This is a genomic window from Parerythrobacter jejuensis (assembly GCF_039536765.1).
GTDB lineage: Bacteria > Pseudomonadota > Alphaproteobacteria > Sphingomonadales > Sphingomonadaceae > Parerythrobacter > Parerythrobacter jejuensis.
The window spans coordinates 1,577,024-1,603,359 of the sequence record NZ_BAAAZF010000001.1; the positions used below are offsets into that span (position 1 = coordinate 1,577,024).

A 26,336-nucleotide genomic window follows, 5' to 3' on the forward strand; every position below is an offset into this window, starting at 1 on the left:
GGACCCCTATTCGGCCGGCACGGCGGTGATGGGATGGTCGGCTTCTTCGTCATGAGGTGTGTCCGTCATCGGAGCCTCCTCGCGAATGTGGCCGGAAATCGTCATCCAGACATTGTAGACCATGATCGCAGCCCCGGTGATGTAGAGCAGGCCGCCGAAGGCACGCATCATGAACATCGGTTTCAGAGCGGCGACGGTGTCGACGAAGCTGTTCACGAGATAGCCGTCGAGGCCATATTCGCGCCACATCAGGCCTTGGGTGATACCGGCGACCCACATGCTGGCAGCGTAAAAAACGATGCCGAGCGTCGCGAGCCAGAAATGCCAGTTGATCATGCGCAAACTGTAGAGCCGTTCACGCTTCCAGAGACGCGGCACGAGATAATACATGCAGGCGAAAGTGATCATGCCATTCCAGCCCAAGGCGCCGGAGTGGACGTGGCCAATTGTCCAGTCGGTGTAGTGCGACAGGCTGTTGACCGCCTTGATCGACAGCATCGGCCCTTCGAATGTGCTCATTCCGTAGAACGCCAGCGCCATAACCATCATCCGGATGATCGGATCGGTGCGGACTTTGTCCCAGGCGCCATTCAGCGTCATCAGGCCATTAATCATGCCGCCCCAGCTGGGCATCCACAGCATGATCGAAAAAACCATGCCGAGTGTCTGCGCCCAGTCCGGCAACGCAGTATAGTGGAGGTGGTGCGGCCCGGCCCAGATATACAGGAAGATCAACGACCAGAAGTGGATGATCGACAGGCGATAGGAATAAACCGGCCGCTCCGCCTGTTTGGGCACGAAGTAATACATCATCGCCAGGAAGCCGGCTGTCAGGAAGAACCCGACCGCATTATGCCCGTACCACCACTGTGTCAGAGCGTCCTGCACACCGGCGAATACGCCATAGCTCTTGGTCCCGAGCAGGCTGACTGGGATCACCAGATTGTTGACCACGTGCAACATGGCAACGGTGATAATGAAGGCCAGGAAGAACCAGTTGGCGACATAGATATGCGGCTCGTGGCGACGCACAATCGTGACAACGAAGACCAGCAGGTAAGCAAGCCAGACAATCGTCAGCCACAGATCGACATACCATTCCGGCTCGGCATATTCCTTCGACTGGGTGATTCCGAGCAGATAGCCGGTCGCCGCCAGGACGATGAAGAGCTGGTAGCCCCAGAATACGAACCGGGCGATCTTCGGAAAAGCCAGTTGGGTCCGGCAGGTGCGCTGGACGACGTAGAAGCTGGTTGCGATCAGCGCATTCCCGCCAAAAGCAAAAATGACCGCTGAGGTATGGAGCGGGCGCAGGCGACCAAAGGTCAGGTAGGGTTCGAAATTGAGCTCCGGGAAGACCATTTGCAGCGCGATGAAAACGCCAGCCGCAAAACCGGCCATGCCCCAGAACAAGGTCGCAATGACGCCCCAACGCACGGGATCATCGTCATATTTCGACGGGCCGTCGGGCATCTTGAACATGCTCTGCGCTTTGGCGAGCGGGTCATACGTGCTTGCTGTCGCACAAATGACCACGAACGCCACAATCGCGATGATGGTCGCGTGCGCGGCAAACCCCGCATCCGGCGTCGCGGCAATAACCATGATCGCCGCGAGCAACACAGCGAACCACAAGCCGATGCGGCCTACTACTGATTCCATTGGTCCCAAGCCTCCCTTTGAACCCCTCCTACAAAGTTCACCGACCGGCGACTTTGATCGAGGTCAAATTTTCCAATTTTCCGAGTGAGGAGCACTTATGCCCCGCTCTCGCCGCGAGAGTGTCGGGCTGCAACAAGGTCACGCCGGACCTGCCTTTTGTCTCGATCAAGCCGCTTTCACGCATCCGGCCAATCTGTCGGCTGACCGTTTCAATCGTGAGGCCAAGCGCATCGGCGATATCCCGTCGTGACATCGGCAGCACGAGATCGCAGGCGCTATTGCGATACGCACCGATCCGTTCGGCCATCATCACGAAGAAGCTGCAGAGCCTCTCTTCTGCGTTCTTACGCCCGAGATCGGCTGATTTGTCGCGACAACGATGCAACGCCAGAATCATCCGCTGCACCACCGTGCCCGCCATGCTCGAAGACCTGGAAACAGACCCCAGGAATTTCTCCGCGGGAAAAGCCAGCAAATGCGCATCGCTCAGGGCGTAGAGGGCGTAGGCATGGCGGGCTTGCGTGGGGACAGAGACGAGATCGCCGGCAAAATGGAAAGCAACGATCTGCTCCCTGTCTCCGCTCGTTTTGGCCACCAGCTTTGTCGCCCCGTCGGCAACAAAAACAAGTTGGTCGAGACAGGGATCGATATAGGCAGCTTCGCCTCGCTTGGGCGAGACAGGATGCCCCAGCGCCACTAGTTCGAGCAGGACCTCCCGCTCAATGTCGTCCGGCACCAGAGCTTCGACAAAGTCACCGAACGGTGTGTGCGGAAGCGCTGCTGCAGAATCCAGAATACCATGAAGCATGCCGCAGGTATGCTCGGCACCTCAGATGAAGTCTTTGACCCAGATCAATGTCACCAGCTTGCTCTCGCCCTAATCCGGCCCTGTTCCGCAAGAGCCTTGGTCGCATGGGGCGGCCGCTGCGGGGCGTGAAGGATAGATTCATGAAAGCCGTTTTCTTGGCCGGGCTTGCAGTCGCGGCCCTCAGCAGTACTCCTGCTCTTGCCCAGGACAATGAAGGTCCGCTGCAGATCAAGGTCTTTGCCACTGGCGTGCTGCCTGACGGGGAAATTACCCAGGTCAACACCGACATTGTCGGCCTCCCGGCCAACACCCAGACCAAGGCGAACGACAATTACGTGCCAACGATCGCGATTGAATACTTCTTCTCGGACAATTTCTCGGTAGAAACGATCTGCTGCCTGACCCAGCATGATGTCGACGGCACAACCGGTCTGCCCGGCGCCGAACTGGTTTCCAACGGCAAGCTGATCCCGGCAACGGTCACCGCTAAACTGCATTTCGATGTAGGCGGCATCAAGCCCTATGTCGGCGCTGGCCCTGCCTATTTCCTCTGGATCGATGATGAGCCTGGTGCCGCTACGATCCCGCTCGGTGTGACCGATTTCAACCTGTCTGACGAACTCGGATTTGCGTTACAGGCCGGCTTCGATGTGCCCCTGAACGACAAGGGCCTTGGCCTCAGTGTAGATGCGAAGCGCTATTGGGTCGATACAACTGCGACATGGTTTGCTGGCAACACGGTTGCCATTCAGACGGAACACAAACTGGACCCGTGGGTCGTCAGCGCGGGCCTTTCGTACCGCTTCTGACCCCGGCTGTTCCGGCATTGCGACCCGCGAGCCTACTGGCTGGCGGGTCGCTCTGTTTCCCGCGCGGGCAAACTACGCTGACTGAGAGCAGGCAACCCTGCGATAGAGATGCCAGGTCGCATGCCCCAGAACAGGCAATGCCACCAGCAACCCCAGGAACAAAGGGATCATCGCGACGAACAACAGCACCGCAATCAGTACGGCCCAGAGCAGCAACACCCTCTTATTGGAGCGAACCGCAGCCAGACTGACAATAATGGCGCTGATAAAATCGACGTCCTGATCGACCAGCATGGGCAGACTGGCAACCGTTATCGCATAGAAGGCCAGCGCCATAAGACCGCCCACGATGCTTCCGACAACCAGCATGGCGATACCCGGCAACGTCGCAAAAACAGCGAGCGGATCCGAACCGATGCCTGATTCACCGAGAAAGATCGCGAAGATCCCGTGGGCAACCATGAGCCAGAACGCGAATGCGACAAAGACGATCACGCCCATGCTCAGGATTTGCTCGTCGCCACGCCCGCGCATCGCGCCCAGTATGGCGCCCCAGCTCATCGGAATACCCGCCTCGCGCCGGCGACTGACCTCATACAGGCCCACCGCGACAAACGGGGCCAATAACGGGAAGCCGGCCGTCGCCGGGACAAGCCACGCCAGTTCATCGCGCGTCAGAAGCGCATAATACAAGAAAACGCCTGCCGCGACGTATACACCCGCGAAAAACAGTCCGTATTGTGAGTGAGCGCGGAAGTCGGCCAATCCCGCTTTCAAGGCTGCTCCCAGATCCCCCACCGTCAGGTCGTTTGCAACGGTCGTCGGCGATATGGCTGCTTGTTCTGCCACGATGGGTATCTCCCTCTCCAAGAGCCCACCGATCTATGGTGCAACAGTTCGCCCGCTGCATCAAGCGCCAAGCCGGTCGTTGGGGAGATATCTCGGCAAGAGACCGCCAGCCCCATGCCCCTTTTCGAACATCGATGATCAATGATTGAGTGAAAAATGGTGCCAGAAGAGTAACCACATCGGGCTTCTATCAATCAGAAATTGCCTGCAATTTTTGCAATGCCTTCGTGCTTGCCCCTACGGTTGCCCCAGGACTTTTTGGCTGTAGCGGTTCGAGTGCGACAAATATGACGCTAACCCGCATCTAGGCTTCGGACACCCCACCGCGACCGTACAATTGGTCCCAATTAACAGATGGGACTGTTGGAACAACGCGGTCATAGAGAAACGGATCTCCGAAGTCAGTAGCCAACAGTTAGCGAAGAGCCTCGAGCAATTCGTCATAGTTCTGAATGCGACCTTTGTGTCAAAGGCGTCTTCGCGCCCCAATCTAAGACATAGCCACTCGGTACCTTGATCCTGAGAGCGGACATTCTTGACGGCCATTGCGGCCTAAGAGAATGAATTTGCTAAAGTGCGAGCGGCTTTCGTGAAATAGTCGCGTTCGAAAACGAACGATTCCTTCAAGCACCCGCAGTTCATGGCCGTATCTCGGTGATTGTGCTTAACCGCCTAACGAAAGCTTGAAATTCACTAAAATGGTTATATTCACCGTGCGATGAATATGACCGAATCATTGAATGAGAAGCGAGCCGCCGAGCATCTTGCCGATCTCCTTGAAGGCATGAGCTCGGTGCGTAGCGTTGAGATTTTGCATCAGGCGGCGGCTCGCGATACCGGTATAGACATCTTGGCGACGTTCGTTCGCGGAAAGAGCCGGCACTCGCTGATTGTCGAGGTCAAAAGGAATGCCGAGCCAGCGCGAGTTCGACAAGCGCTCTGGCAATTGGAAAAGGCCACCACAACCTATGGCGAGAAGGCTTATCCGATCCTAGCAGCGCCATATATTTCACCTGCTTCCCAGCAAATCTGCCGGGATAGCGGCGTGGGCTACCTCGATTTTGTTGGGAACGCCTATCTCGCAATCGGAGGGTTGGAAATCGACCATAGGACAGATGCAAAGCCCAAAGCGGAAAAGCGCGCGCTGCGCTCATTATTCAAGCCTAAAGCTGCCGCCATCCTTCATGTCATGCTCGGTGCGCCCGAACACCGGTGGCGGGTCGGCGAGCTCGCCGAGAAGGCAGGCGTAAGCGCTGGTCACGCTAGCCAAGTCGGCCAGCAATTGCGTCAGCGCGAGTGGGCTGAGCAATCAAGCGAAGGTTTATGGCTTAGCGACCCAGGCGCACTTCTCGATAGTTGGCAGGACGAATACGACGTGCCCGCAGGCGAGCATGTGCAACTCTACACCCACTTGCACGGCGCAGAGCTTCAGGAAGCGGCCCGTTCCATCATTGGCGAGATCCCGCGTGCAAACGTGCTCTTCGCCTCCTTCTCCGCTGCAGAGTGGATCGCCCCCTATGCAAGAACGGGTCGCACCTACTTCTACGCCGACGAGCATGGGCTTGGCGAACTGTACACACGTCTCGATCTTCGAAGCGCGCCAAAAGGCGCCAACATCGATATCCGCATGCCCAACGACAGTGTCGTTTTTCAGGCGAGGACGATACTCGAGAACGGGTTGCAGATTACCAATCCGATCCAGACCTATCTGGATCTTACGACAGCTGGCGAACGCGGCCGCGAGGCAGCAGCGCACCTTCGTGAGGAGGTCCTGCAGTGGTGAGGCGCGGTGAACCGAGGTCCGCTGCCGACTATGACGGGCGCTCGAGCGCGGCCGTCAAATCGGTCATCGTCGAGATTGGTCAAATTCTGGGCAGCTATCGCGGAAAATACACGATCGTTGGCGGGTCGGTACCTTGGCTTTTGCTCGAAGACGCAGAGATGGCGCATGTCGGCACGCAGGATCTCGATCTCAACCTCGATCCCGTTGCCTTGGATGACGGAGAATACGCCCTCCTCGTCGAGAGCCTCCTCGAGAAAGGCTATGAACAGTCGGCATCGCTCGCGAAGTTTCAGCTGCAGCGGGAGATCGACCTCGAAGATGGCGGGCAACCGGTCAAGGTCATCATCGATTTTCTCATGCCGCGCGACAGCGCCGTAGCCAAAAAAGGTCCGAAGCTGATCGAAGGCTTCGCGGTCCAGAAAGCCAATGGCGCAGACTTGGGCGTTGCTTACCAAGAGATGATCGAGGTCGCCGGACGAATGCCCGGGGGCGGCACAAACCGTGTAACAATCGCAGTCTGCACAATTCCAGCTTTTCTGGCGATGAAAGGCTATGCGCTCGATGGCCGAATGAAGGCGAAGGACGCTTACGACATCTACTACGTCCTGCGGAACTATCCCGGCGGCGTTACGGCATTGGCGGAAGCTTGCCGGCCCTTGCTGGATGAGCCGAGCGGGAACGAGGGCTTCAGTCTAATCGACGCCAAATTCGAGACGCTCGAAAGCTACGGGCCAACATCGGTTCGCAATTTCGTGGACGAAACCGATGTGCTCGATGGCAGAACCGCTGATGAATGGCAGCAGGACGCCTTTGGACAGATCGATGCCTGGCTGCGCGCCTTGGGGCTTCGCAAAACGTGACTACACAAAGTGTTATTCCGATCCCGCCAGACGAAGCGATATTCGAACAGAACATCGCTATCTTGTTCCGCAGTATCCTTGGCGACCCAAACGTCAAACGCGTGGCAAAGCGCGGCAAGGTCCAAAAAGGTATCGATGTAGTCGGAAAACGCGACCGTGATCCGGCACAGCCCGTCGGCATTCAGTGCAAACTGCGCACTACCGGGCGCAAGCTAACCGAAGATGAAGCGCGCGCCGAACTGGAGAAGGCGCTTTACTTCAGGCCCAAGCTGACCGAGTTCTTCATTGCGACGACCGCCGAAGACGACGTCACCTACGATGAGATCGCAGCGAAGCTGTCTCAGGAACAGGCGGCGCAAGGCCGCGCGATCGATGTTCAAATCTGGGGCTGGAACACGCTGCAGGATCGCATCGGCGAAGATCAGAAAGCCCTCGATGCCTTCTATCCAGATTCCACGCCCCTCACCCGGCGTCTCGAAGCAATAGGCGAAGAGCAGGCCAAGCAGACGGAGCAGCTCAGCGCCAAGGTCGATACCACGTATCTCGTTCAGCAGGAAACGCTGACCGTTTTGCAAGGGGTCGCTGGCGAGACAGCCAAGGGCCAGCAGCTGCTGACGCAGTGGGACGCACAAATTGACGCTTACCGTGACATGCTCAACGACGGCAGGGTGAACAGCGCGTTCGAGCTGTTTACGAAGCTCGAGGATCGCCTAGCTTCATCGGACGAGCCCCGGGTAAGAGCGCGTGTGCGTGCGAATATCGGTCTTTGCCATCAAAGACTGGGCGATGAAGAACGCGCAGGCGAATGTCTTCTCGAAGCCTACGCAATCTATCCCGATGATGACCGCATCGCCACGAACCGAATCCTGGGACTGCAACTGCTGCGCCGGTTCGACGCTTCGATTGAGGCAACCGAGGAGCGGCTGCAGGACAATCCGGACGACGAACATGCGGCAGGATTTGTATTCCAAGGCGCGATGTTTCTCGGCGAGGAAATCGACCCGTATGCAATCGTGCCACCCCATCTCCTCGATCGGACCCTCGTTCGCATTTATGAATGTCACTACCTGCGCCAGCGAGGCAGGATGGACGAATTCGTAACGCGCGCGCTCCAGACCCTAGAGACCGACCCCGATAACGATGACGTAAAGCGAATAGCTGCGGATGCTTTACTGGAGAAACGCCTTGGCGATGGACAATTCAGTCGTTCGCCCATCGTTGATAGCGAAAGCCGCCGCGATCTGGAGACAGCCGAGCGGCTGCTATCCGAGCAATGGGAACGCACGCGCTGCTACGACAATGCCGATCAAGATCCCTTTTTGACGAGCGGCTGCAATTTGGTCACGCTGTACCGCGCCTTGCAGCGGCCAGCTGACGCTCGGCGCATAGCTGCGCAACTGCTCGGAATTGCACCCGAAAGTCCGAAGGTTTTAACGGTCGCCGCGCACGCAGCACTCGATGAAGAAAAGCTGGAAGAAGCCGATGCGCATGCGTCGGCGCTTCCCGAGAGTTCGGAAAGAACATCGCTTCTCCTCAACATCTGGTCGGCGACCGGTGCATGGCAGAAGATCATTGAACATGCGAATGATGAACGCCGAGCAGCGACGGAAGGCGAGCTGCTTCAACAGTTCGATACCATGGTCTTCCGGGCTCGTTTTTTGTCCGACCCGCCGAGCGCGACCCTCGCCGATGCCGAAGAAATGCTTGCCCGATGGCCGGACTCCCTACCAGTGCACATTATGGTGGCGGACTTCTTCAGCCAGCAATCGCCCGACCGGTTCGAAGCGGTTTTCGAGATCGCAAAGCAAATGGCCGGAGGCGACATTCCCTACGCACACCGGCTCATGTTCGCCAATCTTTGCTATCTGACAGAGAAATGGTCGGAGGTGGTGGAAGCATTGGCCGGGTATGTCGCTACCGACATCGATACGCCGCCTCTTCGATGGCTCGCGATGGCTTATACGAATGCCGATCGCGCTAGCGGGACGAGCGCCTTTTTCGGCTCGCTTTCAGAGGAATTTCTGAAAGAGGGAGGGTATGCGCGCATCGCTGCCGGGGCGCAGTACAATCGCGGCGACCTGAAAGAAGCGGAACGCTATGCGCGCATCGCGATTACTGCCTGCCCTTCCGACTTGAGGTCGCACCTTCTTCTTCACGGCGCGCTCCATCGCCGAAACGACCTTCGCGCTGCCAGCCGACATATTGCAAAGCTCGACCCTGAGAAGCTTGAAGGCAGCCCTCTGGAAAAGCTGCGGCTTGCGCAGATCCTTCGCCAAGACGTCGATGTCGAGCGCGGCATGGCGCTCGGGTTCGAGGTCGCCGCATACAATCGGAATATTAGGGAAGTTGCGGTCGCATGGCCTGGCTTTGTTTTCTTCGACCAGAACCTGCCCGACGACATTGCCAAAGTCCCGGTCGCGAGGGAGAACCTCTGGTTCCATCTACGCGGCATCGACGGTGACGATGACGTGCAAGGAATCCTCACCGACGACGAAATCCCTGAGGCTCGATGCTTCCCGCTCGATCATCCCTTAGCAAAGCTCGTTATCGGCAGGAAGGTAGGCGACAGGTTCAACTTCCCGCAGCCGGTCGGACCAGATCGCGAATACGAGTTGGCCGCACTCAAGCATCGTGTGGTCTGGCTGCTGCACGATATCATGGAAACCCACGCGGACCGGTTCCCTGAAGAGACCTCGATGTTCACCGTCAAGATGAAGGGTGATGACGTCTCGTCGGTGCTAGAAATCGCGAAAGATCACTCCGAGCATGCGCGTAGCATGCTCGATATCTATGATGAACATCCGATACCTGTCTGCGTGCTCGCCCCAATGTACAAACGCAGTGTGGTTGGAATGGCCGAGCATATCGCGGGTAGCGGCAGGGAGATTAGGACCTGCCACGGGATCGGCGCGGAGCGTATTTATGCGGAAGACGTCGTGCGAGAAAGCAAGGGCAAGGGTGCAGTGCTTTGCACGCTTACCGCATGGCGGGCGATGCAGTTCGGGATGCTGCCTGCGCTCAAAGAATGGTTCGGCACCCTTTTCCTGGCACAATCGAGCTTCGATGAATTCCTGCAGATGCGCAGCGAGAGTGAGCTGTCTGCCAAGCACGATCATGGATCGATCGGTTATATCGATGGTGAATACGTCCGGACTGAACAGAGTGCCGCCGAAAGTCGGATCATCGTACAGAGGATCGATGAAGGCATCGCTTTTATCCAGGAGCATTGCGAAATCTGCCCGGTCGATGACGAGGAGTTCTCTGGCGCAGACCTTGGGGTCGTTGCCTGTGACGCAGATTTGCTCGTGGATCCGATCCTGCTAGCGCGCGCGAAGGTGGCGACGCTCTTGTCGGATGAGCTCAACCTGCGCCAATTGGCGCAGCAGTTCGGGATTGAGCGCCTTGCTTGGCTCCAGACATGCGCGACGATCTTAGCAGAGAATGAGCTTCTCACCGAGGAGGAAGAATGCGGCGTCGTAGCCAACCTCGCGGTATGGCGACATGGTCATGTCTCACTAAATGGCCGCACACTTGCCGGAATTGCCGAGAATGGGCCACCTCCGTCATACGCGCATTTCAAGGCGGCGGCGGAATACCTCGGTGGGGCAGATGCAGACATGCCGTCACATATTCTCGCTACGATTGGGGCTATGGAGCGGCTTTGGCAGTCGGACCTTCCGAGCTTCGAGCAAGGGCGCTGCGCCGGCCATCTCCTTGACCGCCTGATCGCGGATAGAGAAAACTGGCGGGAGGTTCTCGACGCGCTGGGCCAACACTTGGATCGGGTGCGTCGTAGGACGTGGACGGGCGAACGCTCAGCAGAATACTTGAACAGCTGGCGGCAAGGACATTTTCTGTAGCGCCAGTTCTTACCTCTCCCTCATCCAGCATTGAAGTATTCGTTATTGGTCTGATCTGAGGCCGGAAGCTGAATGGCAGCTTTGAAGCGATTACCGCCAAAACCGGACTGTCAGCTATCGCCCCAAAACGTGCGCCGCCACTTAGCGACTGAGATGGAATGAGAAGCGGACGGTGACAAGCTTCCTTTCGCATACGCTCTAGAGACGAGTAAGAGAGGTTGAGGAGTCGCGAAATGAACTACCCGCCATTCACCGATCTGTTGGCACTGTCGAATGATCTCAAGCGGACTGGAAAGCAAAAAAAGCTGAAGGGAACCCTCCTGCAGGCGTGGCGGGCTGAAGCCTGTCTCGGCGATCTCTTGCAGGCCAGCGATTGCTGTGAGCGGCTTCGGGCGATCGTAGATCAGGAGGGCAAATCACACGGCCCTGCCGAGCAAACGGTCATCAAGGCTCTGCAGACAACGGCTGTCATGCTCTACGCGCGAGCGACATCAACAGGTGGGAAAGGTGTCGAGCGTGGATCGATCCAATTGAACAAGCAAGGCCTATCGAGTGAACAGAAAGAGGATCATGAAGCTCTAATTTCGCTTCGAAACGAAGCTTTGGCCCACGTTAACCCAACCCACAAAGTGGGAGATCGCCTATGGCACAAGGTCTCTCTGTTTGCGGTTCCGAATGCTCATGGCCAATGGACCCCAGCGGCAGCAACCAATGAAACCACTTGGCATCGCGAAACGCTTGAACGGTTAGAGCGGATGCTCCCATTGGCGATAAAGTTTGTCGCCGAGAAATTCAAAATTCGGCTTAAAATGGTCGGAGATAGTATGGGCGAAGCGGGGATTGATGAAGCCATGTTTCGTAGATACCTCTTCGATCCAATCGAAGTTTTTGGCAGCGAGGCGGTAGTAATGCGGTTACTGTCGTCACGCGGAAAAGCATCGGAACGTTTCTGGGTAAATGAATGAGCGTGCGTACCTGGGGCGTCAGCGGAACGTCCGCTCTTCAGATACTAGGTTCAAATGCGGCCAGTCGGCTAACGGCCCAGAAGGAGACCTTCAGAATTTGGGTGCCTGTCGTTCCGTTTTCACGCTGTGGATACAAATGCAGAACAGATTTGCGCGGCGGGAAGGTTGGTGCCATCCTGTCTCATAATTGCCTAGGCTCAGGATGGTTAGATGTCGCACGACCCAATTTTTTTCGAAATGGAATTGCACAAAGCTGGACTAGACCCTGCGACTGCGGCTGACGAACTCGGACTGTCTCCTAGACAGATCAAAAGGTACATTAGTGGCGAGTGTCATCCATCGAAACTGGTCAGAGGAAAGATCAGCGAATTGGTTGCGAGACGGGTTTCCCCTAATCAGACTCAGAAAAGTTTCAAATTTATCGATCTTTTCGCAGGTATCGGCGGAATGCGTTTGGGATTTGAGGCGATCGGCGGCAAATGCATTTTCACCAGCGAGCGAGACCGGTTCTCACAGAAGACCTACCTTCACAATTTTCCTGATGGCGAAGACCATAAGTTCGCCGGCGACATTCGCCCATATGGCCAAGATCCCTCGAAAATTCCGGAGTTTGATGTTCTTCTGGCCGGCTTTCCGTGCCAGCCGTTCTCGCTTGCCGGCGTGTCGAAAAAAAACTCGCTTGGCCGTGCCCACGGATTTGCGTGCGAGGACCAAGGCAATCTGTTTTTCGATATTGCGCGCATAATTGACCATCACCGTCCAGCCGCTTTCTTGCTGGAAAACGTCAAAAATCTTCAAAGCCATGACGAAGGAAATACCTTCGATGTTATCCGGCGTACTCTCACTGAGGAACTCGGTTACAAAATCGACTTCCGGATAATAAACTCTGCCCCCTTCGTGCCCCAGAAGCGTCAGCGCATCTTTATAGTTGGCTTCAGAGAGGACGTCGGATTCAGCTTTGAGCAGATCGAGAAGAAATTTCCTCCGAAAGAGGAATGGCCAACCTTGGGTGCAATCCTTCAGGGGCACAATGAGATCGATTCGAAGTACACCCTGACGCCGAAGCTGTGGGCCTACCTGCAGGCCTATCGCGAAAAACACGAGAAGGCAGGGAACGGATTCGGTTTCACGACAAATGGGCCAGGCGATGTCGCCCGAACGCTCTCGGCCCGCTATCACAAGGACGGCTCCGAGATCCTCATCAGCCAGAAGGGTACTCGTCCTCGCCGACTGACCCCTCGAGAGTGTGCGCGTCTCATGGGGTTCGAGCGGAATGATCGCGAGTGGATTATTCCCGTTTCTGATACGCAGGCCTACCGCCAGTTCGGCAATGCGGTAGTCGTCCCGGTTGTCGAAGCGATTGCCCGGCACATGGAGCCTGCATTAGGACGGGCGCTGGCCAAAGAGCAGGTCGTAGCCTCCCGGACGATGTTCGAACCGGAGGCGTCCGTTGCCTGACATTGTGGGTCCGGAAACCCGGAGCCATATGATGTCTCGTATCGGCGGAAAAAACACAAAACCGGAACTGCTCATCCGATCTGGCCTCCACAGGCGCGGATATCGATATCGACTGCATGACAGAACCTTGCCCGGCCGCCCAGATATCGTCCTGGCGCAATGGAGAACGATTATCGAAGTTCGGGGATGCTTCTGGCACGGTCACGACTGTCACCTGTTCCGATGGCCTGAGACGAGGGCACAGTTCTGGCGGGACAAGATCAAAGCGAACGTCCAGCGTGATGAGAAAAATCGAGCGGCAATTCTGGGGATGGGATGGCGCCTGGCTGAGGTATGGGAGTGCCAGCTGAAAGGCAGGATGCGGCGACCGCTGGCGGACGTTCTGGATGAGTTATCGAGATTTATTGAAGGGGCCAATGAAAGGTGTGTCGTGGGCCCCGATAAGACCGTGCTCTAATCATAGCGCCCTGCTTGCGACGGCTTCGTCCATAAAACAAAGCAGGATAGTCAAACCTAATCATCGTGTTATTCAGCTTGAGGAATTTTTGGGGGCTTGCATGACTGATCCATCACTAGTCAATAATCCTGACGCTGATCGCCTTATTCACGGGCTTCGGGATACCGGCTACAATTTCAATACGGCTGCAGCCGATATCATCGACAACTCAATCGCAGCCGGCGCAAACCGGATCGATGCCCTTTTCGATATGGACACGGAGGGGCGCAAGATCGTCACTTTCGCAGATAACGGGCATGGAATGGATGCCGAGCAGCTTCATGCGGCCATGCGTTATGGTGCGCCAGTCAGGAACAATCTCGCCTCGCTCGGAAAATTTGGTCTGGGCCTGAAAACCGCCTCGAGCTCGGTCTGCCGCCGATACACCGTGTACAGCAGGCGCTCGGTCGACCAACCCATCGCCAAACTGGCTTGGGATCTCGATCATGTGACCGAGGTCAACCAGTGGGAGATGCTGCGCGAGCCAGTCACCGATGAGGAGGAGGAGCGCTTCGAAGATCTGGTTGGCGAGCGCGGAACAATGGTCGTCTGGCAGAAATGCGACCGAATACTCGACAGGGAATACTCCGCCCCGGGTGGCACACATGAAATGAACGCACTCAAGAGGAAAGCGGCCAGCCTCTCACGTCACTGTGCACTCGTCTACTATCGCTTCCTCGACGGTACAGATCGCCGCGAGCGCGATATCCGTCTGACGATCGACGGCGAGGAGGTCCTCGCTTGGAACCCCTTCTATCTCGAGAAATCAGAACAGGTTCTCGATGAGAAGCACCAGAGAATCCCTCTCGAGCTTTCCAATGGGGAGGTGCATGAGGCGACAATGAGGGCCTACATTCTTCCGCGCGCCAAGGAATTGTCCAAAGAAGAGCAAGGCATCGCCCGGATCGCAAACCATGCACAGGGCTTCTATATCCATCGCGAGGGGCGCGTCATTCACAGTGGTGGCTGGCTTGGTGTCTTTGGTGGTGTTGAGCCACATACTTCACTTCTCAGGATCGAATTCGACTTCGGACACGAGCTTGACGATGCCTTCAGGGTCGACGTGAAGAAGTCACGGATTCTTTTCGATCCTGCACTTGAGGATCTGCTCAAGGAAATCCTCCAGCCTATATACCGAGAGGCCAACAACCGATATCGCAACAAGGCAAGGCAGGACATCTCCGGTGGTGGCGGAGTAGATCACTCGGCATCAAATACGAACATCGACAATACGTCAGGCAGGAAGGAGCCGCGGGGAGAGTCCTACGACGAGAAAACCGGTGAAGCGACAATCCAGAACCGGAAAGGGCGGGTGGTGCTCCACAATGTCGAAAAGTCCGACGTGGATCCGGGCTCGGTCTACATTCAGCCGGTCGAATTTCTGCCATCTGGCGATCTCTATGAGCCGGCCATGTATCCGGTCGGAGGATCGGACGTTCTCCGGACTGGCGTTCGGATAAACAGATCGCACGACTTCTACACCAAGATCTACATGCGAGCGCAGGATAACGGGTACTCCATCGAAGGGATGGATTACCTGCTCTGGGCTCTTGCTGCTGCAGAGCTGGACAATACAAACAAAGATCTCGAGCCGCTGTTCGAGGACATACGGGAAGAGGTTTCGACGAATCTGAAACGCCTGCTGCGTGTGCTCCCGCTTCCGGACGAGGAAGATCTGAACGGTGGCGAATAACCTTCCTACACTTTCCTCAGTTGATCCGATCGTCCGGGATGAGGTTGCTGAAGGAACCGGGGCCGAAATTCTCACGCGGATGGTTTCGGGAAAGCCACCTGCTCTGGAGATCGGCTTCGCAGACCTCGGCTGGAGGCGCAGCCCACGCCTGCAAATCCAGCCGCATGGCATGCATGCATTCAGAGCTTCTCTCGCCTTCGGGGATTTCAGCCGGACAGTCTTCGAGCGCATGAACTTGGCTGATGACGAGTCACATGAGCTCGCCATTTCGCTGATAGAGTCAATAGAGGGTGATGCCCGCGCACTTGAATTTCCCCGGCCGGAGGCCCGTCGGTGGTCCCTCGACAGCGAGTTTACGCTCAACATCGTTTCCAAACGGGCCAAGCACGACAATGCGGAAGATCGCATTCGGGGTCTCGCCTCAGAGATCATTGTGCCAGTGATGGCAGCGATGGCCGAACTAAACGGATATGACACTGTGGGCGAGGTCGAATGCGACGCTGAAATGGAGGGTGCAATTCGCGTATCGACCATAAGACGACGCGAGCGGAATCCCCGCAACAGACTTCTCGCAATCAGGATACATGGAACGATCTGCAAGGTCTGCGGTGAAGACCATGGCAGACAGTTCGGCTTTGAGGACTCACTCGTCGAGATCCACCACTCGCAGCCGCTTTCTCTCAGCGACGAGGGTCGACTTTATGATCCGCGAACGGACCTCGTGCCATTGTGTCCGACCTGTCACCGCGCCGCACACCGGAGGCGCCCGCTGCCCTTCACAGTAGAGGAGCTTCAGTCGATGCTCTCGTCAACGGGAGATCTCTTCTGACCAGAATGGCCAATCCGCCCCGATTCAGTGAAATCGCGTCCACGCAATTCGAGGGTCTGCGTGTGGATTCCCGGTTTCTCGAACCAGTCCTATCGATCGAAAGAAATGCAGACGAGGCCTTCGTCGCCGTTCTGGAGGGATGGAAACAGACCCGCGATGGACCGTTAAGGTACAGGATGCCTTCGATCAATCACGACTGGGTCGAAGCCGATCAAGTAATACGACGAATTCCTCCTGACGCCCCGTCGATCGCCGAATCAATGCTCGATGGTCTCGATTGCAACAGTCTGACACTCGCGCAGGCTTTGGAGCTCTCTCGCGTCGCCGATGGCCTTCGGCTCCATCTTCGTCCGGAAGTTTTCGATCTGACTGGAACGGCGGATCTCGAGACCGATGTCTCTCCCCGAGGGCTTCAGGGCAAATTATTTGAGTATCAGGCCAACGGAGTGGCTTGGATGGCCGACAGGGCCAGGCGTGCGGGCGGCTTTATACTGGCCGACGAAATGGGGCTCGGTAAGACGATCCAGATCATAGCCCTGCTCCTGAAATTTCGTCCGTCACCGGCCAATCCGGCGCTGATTATTGCTCCCACTACGCTTTTGACCAACTGGCAGCAAGAACTGCTCCGCTTCGCCCCCTCGTTCACCCATCTCCTGCATCGCGGTTCCAATCGCGCAGGTATCTCGAACGATCTAGCGAGGGCCGATATTGTAATCACCACCTACGACACAGTGGCATCGGATCGCGCGCTGATCGAAAGTGTGAACTGGCGATGGATCATCCTCGACGAGGCTCAGGCAGTTCGCAATCCGGAGACGGCAAGACGGAAAGCAATCGAGAATATTCCGCGTGAGCATATGGTGCCAATGACCGGGACACCTGTCGAAACCAGTCTGAGGGATCTCTGGTCCCTGATGGACCTCGCTGTCCCGGGTCTTCTAGGAAATCTCAGTAGTTTCGAAGCAAGCTACACTGACGATGTTGCAGGTGCCGGCGCCCTTTCCTCAATCGTCGGAGGGCTGATACTCCGGAGGCGGGTCGAGGACGTGGCCAAGGACCTGCCTGAGCGCATAGACATCGATCTCCCAATTGATACGGGTGTCCAGTTTTCCGATGACTACATGACGCTGAGGAACAGAGTCTTGGAAAAATATCCGCAGGCGGGGCATCTGGTCGCCGTGAATCAGCTCGCGATGCTGTGCGCGCACCACGTCTTTCCGGACCGGGATGGCATGGAGATCGATGAAGCGATCCGTCTGCTGCCACATTCCGAGCTGATGTCACCGAAGCTCGAAGCCACCCTGGAGCTCCTTCAGGAGGCCTTCGCAAACGGACGCAAAGTACTGCTGTTCTCGAATTTCAACGGCACGGTCCAGCTTCTCGAGCGAGTGGCTGGGTTGCTACCCGATGCCTACTGGAATGCAATCAACGGCTCCACTCCACAGGCCGAGCGTCAGGAAATAGTCGACGCCTTTACCGAGTTTGCCGGACCAGCGTGTCTCGTGCTCAATCCCAAAGCCGCCGGAGCCGGGCTCAACATCACAGCGGCGACAATCGTCATCCACTACACGCTCTACTGGAACCCTGCGCTTGAGGCGCAAGCGAGTGCCCGCGCCCATAGGCGAGGGCAGACGCAACCCGTACGCATCTATCGCCTTTTCTATCCCGACACTGTCGAAGAGGTCATGCTTGAGCGGTCGTTGCGCCGCCGCGAGATGGGCGATGCCGTAATGGAGGATGCAGAGGCCGAGAAAGCCGATCTCCGCAAGGCGATCGATATGGGCCGAGGCGGGTCGTGACTGCATTCAGCAAGACACTGACGAGAAACGACACTGGCGCGAACGGGAGCCATCAGGCTGGCATCCTTGTGCCCAAAGGTGATCGCGAACTGCTCACCTTCTTTCCCCCGCTCGATCCCGCCATCAAGAACCCCGATCGGCTGATCGACTGCAGGGACGAGACAGGCAAATGGTGGCGCTTCCGATATGTCTACTACAACAACAAGCTTCACGATCCCGATGGAACGCGCAATGAATACCGTATCACGCGGATGACTGCCTACTTCCGTAGCGTGGGGGCGCGTGAAGGGCAGAGCGTTGTCTTTGAGAACCGGTCCGATGGCTCGTTCGAGATCCGGTTGCATGCAGATTCGCCGGAACGGCCCACAGTCACAAAGCTGTCCGGTTGGCGCCGGATTCACTGATCCATGGATAGTCTGGCCAGCATTCCGACGGAATTGCACGAACTGAATTTCCGGCATCTTCAGCTGGTCCCGGATTGCGTAAATTCGCTCGAGCAGGCCGGCATTCTGACCGTGGGCCATGCCGCGAACGGGAATGCTGCGACGCCGCGCGCGCTTGAGGAGAGCACACCCGACATACTTGATCAGTGCCGACGCCTGATGCGGAATGTCAGTGATCAACAGGTCGATTGGGTGTCTTTCTGGCGCGATTGCGGCAGCGATATCTACTGGCTTTCATCACGATTCGGCATGGGCAGCTTCAGTGAGCAGGAAAGGTCCATCCCACTGGAAGCCTTGCGCAAGGAATTCGGTGCGCTCCTGAATATCCCGATCGCGGAAGGCGTAAAAAACCTCGGCGAACTCATTGATCTTTTCGAAACCGGCATCCTGCCCTGGAGAGGGTTCGGCAGAGCGAAAATCCTTAGGCTGGGGGAGAAATTGGCGCAGATAAGCGGCACTCCGCGATTGTCGCAGATCTACCGCGACAGCAACGAGCACCACGAGGAAAAACCGGAGCTGTCGGAAGAGTTCTGTGCGTTGAATATTTCGATACTTGGTCTGGGTGCCGCGATTTCGAAACTTCGGCGGCATGGGTTCCGGACCATCGGATCCCTTGCAGAAGATCCCGCAAAACTCTGGCGACTTCCCGGCGTCGGCAGAAAAACAGTCGGGCTCGCACAGGAAAGGATTCAGATCCTGAGAAAGGCTTGGGGTGAGAGCGGACCTGATCTGCAAATGCTTGCCCGGATCCAGTCTGTCAGAGTCGTCCCAGATTCAGGTGAGGCGGTTTGCTGTGAACCGGCGGCTGCGCTCACCTCTCTGATACGCGAAATATGCGAGGAGGACCCGTCCGATCATGCCGCCCAGATACACACAAATCGTATCGCGCGATCCGGCTCGGATGCCGCCACCCTAGAGGAGGTCGCCGCCATGTTCGATCCGCCGGTGACACGTGAAAGGGTCCGGCAGATCGAGAAACGCATCCTAGTAAAGGTTCGTGAACTGCTGATGGCGCCGCATCCGATCTTGGGCTGCGTCATTGTACATCCTGAGCTCAGATGCCGCTTCCAGTCTCTTGCTCTCGAGTTGTCTGACCGTGAACAGGTAGCGCCTGCCGAGCTTGCTGGAATCATCGCCGAACAATGGCAGTGCACCATGGGAGAGGCGATGAAGCTTCTCCCGCTCATCATTGCGATATATGAAGGAACCGCGAGGACCTCCGCAGACCTGCGTCGCCTCGGGAACACGCCCGATCATCTTTTCCGATCCCTTCCTGAACCTGTGAGGCAGTGGCCGACGACGAATATCGGGGCGTCCCGAAGTCTCGCGAAATGTCTCGCGGAAAACGGCGTCACGACGCTGGACGAACTTCGGCTCGAATGGCTGGAGGGTAGGGATTTCGGGAAGCAGCAGGATTATGTATTCCGCGTGCTCGGCGCAACGCGACCGAAACTGATGGCAGCGGGCTCGCCGGCAGCAACTCTAGGTGAAGCGACCGGGAGGGCCTTGGTCCCTTCACGCGACGGGACGCCTGCACAATACCTTGGGAATCTGAAATCGGATATCGCGCTGATAATCCGGGAGGGTAAATTCTGGACGGATTCAGAACGAGTTTTTCTAGATCGCATATGCAAGCTGCCTGATGAGCGCCCCACGCTGGCAGCGCTGGGTGAACGTCTGGGCCGGCTGGGGAATGATCTCAAGCGTACCGAAACAGAAACCCTGGCTCGCCTTGCCCATTCCATTGCAGGAGAGACGGGCGGTCATGCCCGTTGTATTTTCCGCGAGGACTGGCTGGCCATGTGGCAAGAGATGAAAGGGATCTATCGCCAGTTTGCGCACGACCAGAGAACGTTTCGCCGCAGCCTTGAGCAGGTCTATGAGGTCGAGGAAACTGCCATGACCATGGCGATGCCGACGATCTGGGCGGTGCTGTCCGGACTGCCCACAAGGAAGAGCTACGGGTCAGTAAAAAACAACCGGCGCAAAGCGACTCCCATCGCTACGGTGAAGCTGACTGGATTTCGCAGCGTGCACTAGTCGGCTCGCGAATTGGTTATCCAGTAACCCGTGGATCAGCACATTCGTTACTGTGACGTTCATCGTCGCGTCGTTGCACCATGATCCTCGGCTCTGGCGTGCGACGAGACGTCCAAGCCTGAGCACCATATGTCGACCATCGCCGGGCAAATACACATTCTGGCTTGGATCTCAGGTTAGTAGTGAAGATCGCGAGGAGATGCCAGCCTGCGGGTTCTTTCAGATCAGTCCGCCAGCTTATGTGTTCACGTCTGATCGTTACGATATGCGTGGCGTTTTTGTGATCCGTGCGAAACGAGAAGACCAGCATGCCGACCGGAGCTTCGACATCTTTGGCGAGACGTCGGACCATCGGTGACACGCGGGATTTACCGTCCGATATGCTTCGACACGCGGAGAACTACCCCCCCCCCTCAAATTTCAACCATGCAAGATTTTTTGCACCCCGCCGGTGTCCGTTCGAGAGGCTCCAGAGTTTTTCACTCCCCCCTCCCTTGCAGTGCACTGTTGAAAGCTGAATTTGGATTTGAGGCTTCACCGGCAGGTCGAACAGTGACCTATCACTAATCGCGGCGCTCAATCCGTTCTTGGATCCACTCCTCAATCTCGGCCTCTACCCATGCCACTCCGCGCGCGCCGAGAGGAACTCGCTTCGGAAAGGTCTCGTCCGCGTAGATACGAGAGCGAGAGAGGCCCGTCTTGTGCCTTACCTCGGGAAGTCGAATAAGTCGCATTAACCGATCCTTTTTTCAGTATCGGTCCCAGAAGATAGTCAGATGTCCCAGGGGCGCCACAAGAGTCCTGAGGGACTATCGAAGTTTTTCGAGCCTTTGGTCCCCAGACTTCAGCGTATCTTTGACACTCGAACGAATGTCCAAGCTGTGCCTGAGCTCAAGGCCATCGAGAGTAATTGTGGCCAATCTGGTGAGTTGCGAGCCAAACTTCTTGTCCCATGGAGCGCCAGCATAGCGAAGTTGCCGAGCAAGCTTGATGATGAGGCCAGGCATAGGATGAGGGAGGCTACGCGCGTCCATACCAGAGGAAAGCTGCTTGAACCGATCTGTCTCCGCGACCAGAGCTTCGACAAGTTCGACCGAGCTTTCGTAAAGCGACGCCGAGCCGGATTCCCTTTCCAAAGTGCCCAGGGAATGTCGCGCAGGAAACGCACAGCTTTGTAGAACTTTGAGCAGCCTCGCGGACGCCGCCGACAGGCTCTCGATATCATCGCGCCAGCCGACAAAGCCTTCTCGATTGGATCCCTTATTCGCCCAAGCAACCTCGAACTCGCGCGCGGCTAGATCCACCCAAGGCAGATCCAATTCGGGCCATGCCGCAATCATCTTATCGCGTGAGACCTTTGTCAGACGCCAAGTCGTATAGACCCAGCCGTCCTTGCCTTCCTCTTGCTTGAGATCGCCTGCGTTGGGCTTTCCGCTCGGAGTAACTTCAAAGGCCATGGACCTCGTTCGTATCGCGTTCGGCAGCAGAGTCGAGCGTCTCTAGCCTTTATATCGCTGCCTCCGGCTGGCTAGGCTGACCACCTTTCCGGGCTCTGCATCTGTCAACGATCCATATGGAACCACTTCACCGCCACTGCGAAGCTGGTCCAGATAATCGCTCCACCATTGATGCATCTCGACACGTTCGTGCCAGAAGCTCGAGCGATTGTAGACATGGCGCACTGCATTGCGATCCGTATGGGCCAGTGAGCGTTCAATCGCATCTGGGTTCCACTTGCCGGATTCATTGATCAGCGATGATGCGGTTGACCGCCAGCCGTGCGCGGTCATTTCATCTTTGGAGTAGCCCATCCGACGTAGAGCCTGATTGATGGTGTTCTCACTCATCGGCTTTCTCGTCGTGTGAAAAGCTGGAAAGACAAATCCCGCCGGCCCGGTCTTGGTCAACGGAGCGAGCTCCTCAAGATAGGCTATGACCTGACGGGATAGCGGTACCTTATGAGGCTTACGCATTTTCATGCGCTCGGCAGGGATACACCATTCGGCCTTCTCGAAGTTGAACTCATCCCATCTCGCCAAGCGCAACTCTCCCGGCCGCGCCATCACATGTGGCAAAATCTGCATAGCTATGCGGGTAATAAGGTGACCTTCATACTCATCGATCCCGCGCAACAGATCAGCCACCTGCTCCGGCTTCTCAAGTGCCGCATGGTGCTTTGGCTTTGGATTGCGCAAGGCTCCTCGCAAGACTGCTGCTGGGTCGTTTTCACATCGAAGAGTAGCGACCGCGTACCGAAAGACGCGGCTCGCGAAAGCTCGGCAACGTCGCGCAGTCTCATGCTTCCCGTGTGCCTGAATAGGTTTGAGTGCAGCGAGTACATCAGCTGGCCGAATCTGACCGACAGGCAGAGGCTGAAGTGGCTTCAGCTGATCGAGATACCACAGGTTCTTTTCGACCGTGGACTGAGCGCGCCCTTCGCCGACCATCTTGTTCTCGATGAACTCGCGCGCAACCGAGATAAAGGTCGTTTCAGCGGCAAGCGCTGCGACCAGTTTCGCCTGGCGGCGTTCGATGGCCGGGTCCTTGCCAGCGCTTACGAGTGCTTTGACCTCGTCACGCCGTTTCCGTGCCTCCGCCAATGAGACATCAGGATACCGCCCCATGGACTGCCGCTTCTCGACGCCATGCAATCGGTACTTTACCCGCCACAGCTTGGAGCCGTTTGGCATGACTTCGATATAGAGCCCGCGCTCATCGGCCTTCTTGTACGGCTTCTTTTTGGGCTTGAGTGCGCGCAACGCGAGATCAGTGAAGGCCTTGATCCAACTCCCTGTTCGGACCCAGCCGAGATTTTCGAATTACAGCCAAGCCGGTTTTGGGGGCAGATACTGTTTCGCAGGTGATTCCTGAAAGGCTCACTTGCCCCCAACATGCCCCCAAAACCGGCTTGGCTGTTATGAAATCTTGCTGGACATTCCGGGACTAACAACACCTCGAAAGTGGCAGAATTCTGCCGTTTTGTCGAGATATCGTTGGATATTTTGGAACGTTGTTTTGGTGCCCAGAAGAGGACTCGAACCTCCACATCCTTGCGAATACTAGCACCTGAAGCTAGCGCGTCTACCAATTCCGCCATCTGGGCACACCAGCGATCCGCAACTTTATGTGCGGATCGCGAGTAGGAGCGGGCGGATACGGCTCGTACCACAGCTTGTCAATGCGCCATTGCAGGTGCAGGGCAATTGGACGTCTGACCCAATCCGGAGTGACCAATAATGCGAGGCCGAAGCAGCTTTGCGATCACGCTGGCCGGTATCGGTGTTCTCGCATTTGCGATCCGCTTTGCTTTGCGGGCAGCGCGCGGCAGCGCGGAGTTTGAAGCCAGTGGATACACGCTGTTTCTGACCCTTGCTAAGCATTTGGCCGCAGGCTCTGGCTATACGCTCGACGGGAGCATCCCGACCGCGTTCCGGGTTCCGCTCTATCCGCTATTTCTTGCAGCGACCGGCGGAACACAGGGCAATTTCTGGACCATCGCTTTGGCACAATCCCTTGTCTCAGCCGGGTCGGTGGTCTTGACCGGCGTGATCGGCAGGAGACTGTTCTCGCCGCAGTGCGGCGTTTTGGCGGCATCGATGGCCTTGCTTTGGCCCTATGCGGCTGCACACGATACCGCCCTGCAGGAATCTGGGCTGTTCGCAGCCCTGACTATGCTTTCGGTCTGGCTTTTAGTGGAGCTTCATCAGCGTCAGGGCATTGTCACGGCGATTGCGGTAGGTATTGCACTGGGATTGGCCATTCTGACTCGCGCGACACTGCTGCCGTTCGCTCTCTTCGCCATCGCGTGGGCAATCATTCCGGCGGCAAGCGGTTCGCATCCACTTGGCCGGAGGCTACGATCCTCGGCGATTGTTACAGCGTCACTTGGGCTGACTTTGCTTCCCTGGCTCGTCTATTCTCAGGATGTTGCAGGCAAGCCTTCCCTAGGAACCGAAGCCGCAACGGCAATCTATGCCGGCAACCATGAACTGACCTTCTCCCACTATCCGATCGGCAGCATCGATGCCTCGCGCAGGGTTGTTTTCCAAGACACTCTCCGGGTGCACGGCGAGGCGATCAAAGTCATGTCGTCGGCCGAACTCGGACAATGGTTTGAAGACCGGGCTTGGGCAGCTGTCACCCAGGATCCGGGCCGCACAGTGTCCTATGCCGGAGCCAAATTGTGGGCCGCTTTCGGGCCGCAGAAGGTCCCCCGTGAGCCGCGCCTCTTCAACGCGATCTATGTGGTCTCCTGGACGCCTGTCTTCCTGCTTGGCTTGGCTGGGTTGTGGCTAGCACGGCGCGATTGGCGACGTGGGGTTTTGTTCTGGGCTCTGATCGGCAGCTTTGCGGCAGTGACAGCGCTGATCTGGAGCCAGACAAGTCACAAATCTTATCTCGATTACACCTTCATCATATTCGGCGCTTACGCGATTTCACATGCACTTTCATCGGAGCGGGCGAGGCGAGTTCTTGCCCGCATGCCGCACCCTGTGCAAAGGATCATCAGGCGCAATTTGATTCCCCATTTGCAGGATAACAACTAGGTCATGGCTCGCAGCAATCCTCTCGCAGACAAGCTTGTAACCGTGTTCGGTGGCAGCGGATTTCTGGGCACTCACGTTGCCCAGGCATTGCTGGAACGCGGGGCACGATTGCGCATTGCCAGCCGAAACCCGGAAAAGGCCTTCACGCTCAAGCCACTCGCCAATCTGGGGCAGCTGCAGTTTGCCCGGTGCGACATTACCAATGAACGCAGCGTAGCGGCTTGCCTGCATGGCGCCGATGCGGTGATCAATCTGGTCGGATCATTCGAGGGTGACCAGATCGCCCTGATGGGAAAATCGGCCGGTACGATCGCCCAGCTTGCCAAGGAAAACGGGGTGCAAGCTCTGGTGCAGGTTACCGCAATCGGGGCCGACCCTGAGGGACAAACGGATTATTCGCGGGGCAAGGGCATTGGCGAGCAGTTAGTTCTGGACGCGTTCCCCAAGGCGACGATCCTGCGGCCATCGATCGTTTTCGGGCAGGACGACAACTTCCTGAACATGTTTGCCGGGCTAATCCAAATGCTCCCAGTCCTTCCGGTCTTCGGCCCGAAAGCGCAGCTTCAACTGGTCCATGTCGATGATGTCGCTGCTGCGGTCGTTGCAAGCCTGGCCGATCCGGCCAAGCACGGCGGCAAGACCTTTGAGCTGGGCGGGCCGGAAGTCCTGACCATGTTGGAAATCAATCAGCGCATCGCCGACGCACAACGCCGACAGCGCAGCTTCATCGAAGTCCCCGATTTCGCCAGTGCGACATTCGCGACCTTGCCATTGACCCCAATGAGCCGCGACCAGTGGACCATGCTGAAACAAGGCAATATTGTTTCAGGAGACCATCCCGGATTCAAACAATTGGGTATCGAGCCGAAGCCTTTGAGCCTGTTTCTGGACAAGATGATGGTTCAATATCGCAAGCAAGGTCGTTTCACGACCACTTCTGCCACCACCGGCAACTAGTCCGAAGACACATCTTCCCGGCCCTGTTCTTCGATCAGATTGGCAGGTTCCACCAGCAGGATCGCGCCCTCGCTGCCAGTGACGCGGACACGTTCACCGATAGCCATGTCGACGCCCTTAGCGAGCCAGTCGGTATCGCCTAGATGGACCCGGCCCGTGCCGCCTTCGAATGGTTGCACCACAACAGCGGATTCCCCCACCAGGCGTCCGCCCCGTTTGTTCATCAGTGGATCGGAGCTGAGGATCGGGCGATCCCGCAGGATCCGCTTCGCACTGAACGCGGCAATCAGCGAAATGAATACGAAGTTGACGATCTGCAGCGGCAAACCGGGGTCGAGCACAAAGGTCAGCACGCCGGTTAACAGCGCAGCGACGGCGAGCCAAATCAGATAGACGCCGGGAACAACGATCTCGAGAGCGGCCAGAACCAGCCCGATAATGACCCAGATCCAGTGCGGTTCGATGCCGTCGAGCATGC

The 26,336-nt window shown here is 57.1% G+C and carries 21 protein-coding genes and 1 tRNA gene; 14 read left to right on the top strand and 8 right to left on the bottom strand.

All coding sequences use genetic code 11. The features are described from left to right. Window positions 1–6: 6 nt before the first annotated feature. Window positions 7–1,662 (bottom strand): cytochrome-c oxidase, cbb3-type subunit I, encoded by a 1,656-nt coding sequence (gene ccoN, locus ABD653_RS07805; protein ID WP_160778159.1) that lies wholly within the window; start codon window positions 1,660–1,662, stop codon window positions 7–9. 37 nt (window positions 1,663–1,699) lie between these two features. Next, a complete protein-coding gene (locus ABD653_RS07810; RefSeq protein ID WP_160778160.1) occupies window positions 1,700–2,470 on the bottom strand; it encodes a Crp/Fnr family transcriptional regulator in 771 nt (256 codons plus the stop codon). Between the two features lie 140 nt (window positions 2,471–2,610). Between ABD653_RS07810 and ABD653_RS07815 the strand changes: the two genes are divergently transcribed. Further along, a complete protein-coding gene (locus ABD653_RS07815) occupies window positions 2,611–3,279 on the top strand; it encodes an OmpW/AlkL family protein (protein ID WP_160778161.1) in 669 nt (222 codons plus the stop codon). A gap of 72 nt (window positions 3,280–3,351) precedes the next feature. Here ABD653_RS07815 and ABD653_RS07820 read toward each other — a convergent pair whose 3' ends face one another. Next, entirely contained in the window at window positions 3,352–4,128 is a 777-nt protein-coding gene (locus ABD653_RS07820) for a DUF2189 domain-containing protein (RefSeq protein WP_325065356.1), read from the bottom strand. A gap of 718 nt (window positions 4,129–4,846) precedes the next feature. On the opposite strand from ABD653_RS07820, the gene ABD653_RS07825 reads away from it, so the two are divergent. From ABD653_RS07825 to ABD653_RS07875, 11 genes are all read left to right on the top strand, one after another. Beyond that, window positions 4,847–5,911: a type IV toxin-antitoxin system AbiEi family antitoxin gene (locus tag ABD653_RS07825; RefSeq protein WP_344705320.1), complete on the top strand. Its 1,065-nt coding sequence runs from the start codon at window positions 4,847–4,849 to the stop codon at window positions 5,909–5,911. Next, the gene (locus ABD653_RS07830) at window positions 5,908–6,771 is read left to right on the top strand and encodes a hypothetical protein (RefSeq protein WP_160778163.1); all 864 of its coding nucleotides are present in this window, start codon (window positions 5,908–5,910) and stop codon (window positions 6,769–6,771) included. Before ABD653_RS07825 ends, ABD653_RS07830 begins: the two co-directional genes overlap by 4 nt. Further along, the gene (locus ABD653_RS07835) at window positions 6,705–10,631 is read left to right on the top strand and encodes a tetratricopeptide repeat protein (protein WP_344705321.1); all 3,927 of its coding nucleotides are present in this window, start codon (window positions 6,705–6,707) and stop codon (window positions 10,629–10,631) included. Before ABD653_RS07830 ends, ABD653_RS07835 begins: the two co-directional genes overlap by 67 nt. Before the next feature lie 233 nt (window positions 10,632–10,864). Then, the gene (locus ABD653_RS07840; protein ID WP_160778165.1) at window positions 10,865–11,596 is read left to right on the top strand and encodes a hypothetical protein; all 732 of its coding nucleotides are present in this window, start codon (window positions 10,865–10,867) and stop codon (window positions 11,594–11,596) included. 210 nt (window positions 11,597–11,806) lie between these two features. Continuing rightward, on the top strand, window positions 11,807–13,054 hold the full coding sequence (dcm, locus tag ABD653_RS07845; protein WP_160778166.1) for a DNA (cytosine-5-)-methyltransferase: 1,248 nt from the start codon (window positions 11,807–11,809) through the stop codon (window positions 13,052–13,054). Between the two features lie 4 nt (window positions 13,055–13,058). Then, entirely contained in the window at window positions 13,059–13,511 is a 453-nt protein-coding gene (locus tag ABD653_RS07850) for a very short patch repair endonuclease (protein ID WP_325065417.1), read from the top strand. After that, window positions 13,441–15,243 carry an ATP-binding protein gene (locus tag ABD653_RS07855; RefSeq protein WP_234032117.1) on the top strand — a complete coding sequence of 601 codons (1,803 nt, stop codon included), beginning with the start codon at window positions 13,441–13,443 and terminating at the stop codon, window positions 15,241–15,243. Before ABD653_RS07850 ends, ABD653_RS07855 begins: the two co-directional genes overlap by 71 nt. After that, window positions 15,233–16,072: an HNH endonuclease gene (locus ABD653_RS07860; protein WP_160778168.1), complete on the top strand. Its 840-nt coding sequence runs from the start codon at window positions 15,233–15,235 to the stop codon at window positions 16,070–16,072. Before ABD653_RS07855 ends, ABD653_RS07860 begins: the two co-directional genes overlap by 11 nt. A gap of 5 nt (window positions 16,073–16,077) precedes the next feature. Continuing rightward, entirely contained in the window at window positions 16,078–17,871 is a 1,794-nt protein-coding gene (locus ABD653_RS07865; RefSeq protein WP_344705322.1) for a DEAD/DEAH box helicase, read from the top strand. After that, window positions 17,868–18,275, top strand: a complete 408-nt coding sequence (locus ABD653_RS07870) for an EcoRII N-terminal effector-binding domain-containing protein (RefSeq protein ID WP_160778169.1) — start codon at window positions 17,868–17,870, stop codon at window positions 18,273–18,275. The genes ABD653_RS07865 and ABD653_RS07870 overlap by 4 nt, the downstream gene beginning before the upstream one ends. Before the next feature lie 3 nt (window positions 18,276–18,278). Beyond that, the gene (locus ABD653_RS07875) at window positions 18,279–20,354 is read left to right on the top strand and encodes a helix-hairpin-helix domain-containing protein (RefSeq protein ID WP_160778170.1); all 2,076 of its coding nucleotides are present in this window, start codon (window positions 18,279–18,281) and stop codon (window positions 20,352–20,354) included. 563 nt (window positions 20,355–20,917) lie between these two features. On the opposite strand, the gene ABD653_RS07880 is transcribed toward ABD653_RS07875, so the two are convergent. From ABD653_RS07880 to ABD653_RS07895, 4 genes are all read right to left on the bottom strand, one after another. Continuing rightward, complete coding sequence (locus ABD653_RS07880) at window positions 20,918–21,088, bottom strand: AlpA family phage regulatory protein (protein WP_160778171.1); 171 nt, start codon at window positions 21,086–21,088, stop codon at window positions 20,918–20,920. A gap of 75 nt (window positions 21,089–21,163) precedes the next feature. After that, entirely contained in the window at window positions 21,164–21,811 is a 648-nt protein-coding gene (locus tag ABD653_RS07885; RefSeq protein WP_160778172.1) for a hypothetical protein, read from the bottom strand. A 42-nt stretch (window positions 21,812–21,853) separates the two neighbouring features. Further along, window positions 21,854–23,137, bottom strand: a complete 1,284-nt coding sequence (locus ABD653_RS07890) for a tyrosine-type recombinase/integrase (RefSeq protein ID WP_160780295.1) — start codon at window positions 23,135–23,137, stop codon at window positions 21,854–21,856. 233 nt (window positions 23,138–23,370) lie between these two features. After that, a tRNA-Leu gene (locus tag ABD653_RS07895) sits at window positions 23,371–23,457 on the bottom strand. Between the two features lie 133 nt (window positions 23,458–23,590). On the opposite strand from ABD653_RS07895, the gene ABD653_RS07900 reads away from it, so the two are divergent. Then, entirely contained in the window at window positions 23,591–24,901 is a 1,311-nt protein-coding gene (locus tag ABD653_RS07900; protein ID WP_160778173.1) for an ArnT family glycosyltransferase, read from the top strand. A 3-nt stretch (window positions 24,902–24,904) separates the two neighbouring features. Continuing rightward, window positions 24,905–25,858 (top strand): complex I NDUFA9 subunit family protein, encoded by a 954-nt coding sequence (locus ABD653_RS07905; RefSeq protein ID WP_160778174.1) that lies wholly within the window; start codon window positions 24,905–24,907, stop codon window positions 25,856–25,858. Here the strand turns inward: ABD653_RS07905 and ABD653_RS07910 are convergent. Next, the gene (locus ABD653_RS07910) at window positions 25,855–26,334 is read right to left on the bottom strand and encodes an NfeD family protein (RefSeq protein WP_160778175.1); all 480 of its coding nucleotides are present in this window, start codon (window positions 26,332–26,334) and stop codon (window positions 25,855–25,857) included. The genes ABD653_RS07905 and ABD653_RS07910 overlap by 4 nt on opposite strands. Window positions 26,335–26,336 lie beyond the last annotated feature (2 nt).

What these genes read in the sequence shown, in the direction of transcription:
- ccoN (WP_160778159.1), bottom strand. Translation starts at nt 1,662, where the DNA reads ATGGAATCAGTAGTAGGCCGCATCGGCTTGTGGTTCGCTGTGTTGCTC.
- ABD653_RS07865 (WP_344705322.1), top strand. Translation starts at nt 16,078, where the DNA reads ATGGCCAATCCGCCCCGATTCAGTGAAATCGCGTCCACGCAATTCGAG.
- ABD653_RS07815 (WP_160778161.1), top strand. Translation starts at nt 2,611, where the DNA reads ATGAAAGCCGTTTTCTTGGCCGGGCTTGCAGTCGCGGCCCTCAGCAGT.
- ABD653_RS07875 (WP_160778170.1), top strand. Translation starts at nt 18,279, where the DNA reads ATGGATAGTCTGGCCAGCATTCCGACGGAATTGCACGAACTGAATTTC.
- ABD653_RS07810 (WP_160778160.1), bottom strand. Translation starts at nt 2,470, where the DNA reads ATGCTTCATGGTATTCTGGATTCTGCAGCAGCGCTTCCGCACACACCG.
- ABD653_RS07910 (WP_160778175.1), bottom strand. Translation starts at nt 26,334, where the DNA reads ATGCTCGACGGCATCGAACCGCACTGGATCTGGGTCATTATCGGGCTG.
- ABD653_RS07880 (WP_160778171.1), bottom strand. Translation starts at nt 21,088, where the DNA reads ATGCGACTTATTCGACTTCCCGAGGTAAGGCACAAGACGGGCCTCTCT.
- ABD653_RS07835 (WP_344705321.1), top strand. Translation starts at nt 6,705, where the DNA reads ATGGCAGCAGGACGCCTTTGGACAGATCGATGCCTGGCTGCGCGCCTT.
- ABD653_RS07905 (WP_160778174.1), top strand. Translation starts at nt 24,905, where the DNA reads ATGGCTCGCAGCAATCCTCTCGCAGACAAGCTTGTAACCGTGTTCGGT.
- ABD653_RS07840 (WP_160778165.1), top strand. Translation starts at nt 10,865, where the DNA reads ATGAACTACCCGCCATTCACCGATCTGTTGGCACTGTCGAATGATCTC.
- ABD653_RS07900 (WP_160778173.1), top strand. Translation starts at nt 23,591, where the DNA reads ATGCGAGGCCGAAGCAGCTTTGCGATCACGCTGGCCGGTATCGGTGTT.
- dcm (WP_160778166.1), top strand. Translation starts at nt 11,807, where the DNA reads ATGTCGCACGACCCAATTTTTTTCGAAATGGAATTGCACAAAGCTGGA.
- ABD653_RS07855 (WP_234032117.1), top strand. Translation starts at nt 13,441, where the DNA reads ATGAGTTATCGAGATTTATTGAAGGGGCCAATGAAAGGTGTGTCGTGG.
- ABD653_RS07825 (WP_344705320.1), top strand. Translation starts at nt 4,847, where the DNA reads ATGAATATGACCGAATCATTGAATGAGAAGCGAGCCGCCGAGCATCTT.
- ABD653_RS07885 (WP_160778172.1), bottom strand. Translation starts at nt 21,811, where the DNA reads ATGGCCTTTGAAGTTACTCCGAGCGGAAAGCCCAACGCAGGCGATCTC.